The organism is Mesorhizobium sp. M7A.F.Ca.US.014.04.1.1 (assembly GCF_003998745.1).
Lineage (GTDB): Bacteria > Pseudomonadota > Alphaproteobacteria > Rhizobiales > Rhizobiaceae > Mesorhizobium > Mesorhizobium ciceri.
The window spans coordinates 1-1954 of record NZ_RZRW01000817.1; the positions used below are offsets into that span (position 1 = coordinate 1).

The window sequence follows — 1954 nt, forward strand, 5'->3', positions numbered from 1 at the left end:
CGCCCAACTTGACCGTTGCCGAAGCGCTGCTGCTGCCCGCCATGAAGCGCGGGGCGTTCGGCCTGGTCTCTCCCTACCAGACAGCGCGAGCCGCAGCTGAAATCCTGCATCGCTATCGTTTGGATGACGTCTCGCCGATCGCCGGCATCGCCAGCCTGTCGCTCGCCCACAGGCAGCGGCTCGAGATCGCCCGAGCCATGCACTATGCCGAAAAGGATCTTATCCTTGACGAGCCTACGGCAGCATTGACCGATGTCGAATGGCTGTTCGATCTGGTTCGCAGCACGACTGCGGCCGGGACCGCCGTCCTCTATATTTCACACCGCCTGGCCGAGGTGCGCACCTTGTGCAAGCAGGCAACGGTGCTGCGAAACGGCCGTTCCGTGGCAAGCGTCGGACTATCGGACGCCAGCGATGCCGATATTTTCGAGCTGATGGTCGGCCGCACGGAGATGGCGCACGGGCGCCGCACCCACTCGTTCGCTCGCGAGACGCGTTCCGCGCTCGAACTGAACAATGTCACCGGCGCAAAGCTCAAGGGCGTCACACTCGACGTGAAAGAGGGCGAGATCGTCGGCATCGCCGCTTTGGAAGGCCAAGGCCAGCGCGAACTTTTCCGCACCCTTGTCGGCCTGGATAAAGCGACGTCGGGACAAATCCTGGTCGGGGGAAAGCCCGTACAACCTAAAAGCCCACGTCATGCCATCGCGGCCGGACTGAGCTTCCTTCCCGAAGAACGCAAGGTGGAAGGGATATTCTCGACACTGTCGACGGCAGCAAACATCGTGCTGCCCGTCATCCAGAACATCAGCCGGACCGGTTTTGTCTGGCCCGCGCTGGAACGGCACAGTGCCGCACGGGCATCCGAAGGGGTCGAACTCAATCCTCGCTATCTCGATTTTCGTATCGCCGACCTCTCCGGAGGCAATCAGCAGAAGGCATTGCTTGCGCGTGCGATGTTTACGGGCGCGCGTACATTGCTTCTCTACGATCCGACCCGAGGCGTCGATGTCGGCACCAAGCAGGCTATCTACGCGGCCATTCAGGCCTTTGCCGACAGGGGTGGATCGGTGCTTCTCTATTCATCGGAACTTACAGAACTGACGCGTCTGGCCGACCGCTGTCTGGTGCTCTACGGCGCACGAATTTTCGAGCAGTTCACGGGCGAAGCCATCGAAGAGCGTGCGCTGGTCGCAGCCCTTACCGGTCATTCCCGAGACCCCGCAAAATCAAAGCGCGAGGCCGCGGCATGAGCATTCTTGCAACCAAGGCGGCAGCCACCTCTCACCGCCTCGCCCCGTCAATGCCGGCAAGGGCAAAAGCCTTACTGGCCAGCGGCACCGGCATCATCATCGTTCTCTACATCATCCTGTATGGCCTGTATTCCATATGGGATCCTACCGCGCTGACCGCCGACACAGTGCTCAACCTGACGAACAATGCCGTTCCCCTTGCGATCGCGGCGGCGGGTCAGACGTTGATCGTGCTGTCCAGAGGCTTCGACCTTTCCGTCGCCGGCGTCATCTCGCTAACCAATGTCATCATGGCGGCTTATCCGCTGGACGGCCCGTTGGGGGCAGTCGAAAGCCTTGCCATCTGCCTGGCGATCGGAGGCGTGGTCGGCCTGGTAAACGGTTTCCTGGTCGCCGTGCTGCGTCTCCAGTCGATCGCCGCCACGCTGGCGACGATGATCATCTGCCAGGGCCTTTCATTGGTGATCCTCGACGCGCCGGGAGGTACGGTCGCGGATTTCATCTCCTATGATCTGACCGACGTGCTTTTCGGCGTGATCCCGATCTCGGGGCTCTTCGTCGCGGGCGTTGTCGCTCTCTGGATGATTTGCCGACGCACGGCGTTCGGCACAGGCCTTTATGTCGTGGGGGCTGATGAAACAGCTGCGCATCTGTCAGGCATCAATGTCAAACGCGTCCGAATTCTAAGCTTCGTTATCGGT

General features: G+C 61.1%; 2 protein-coding genes. Both read left to right on the forward strand.

Features of this window, described 5'->3' with window-relative positions; genetic code table 11:
• Window positions 1–1253: sugar ABC transporter ATP-binding protein (locus EOA22_RS31850; RefSeq protein ID WP_206521386.1), on the forward strand; the 1253-nt coding region annotated here is incomplete at its 5' end.
• Window positions 1250–1954 (forward strand): ABC transporter permease (locus EOA22_RS31855; RefSeq protein ID WP_164756121.1); only part of this gene is annotated, 705 nt, incomplete at its 3' end. The genes EOA22_RS31850 and EOA22_RS31855, both read left to right, overlap by 4 nt.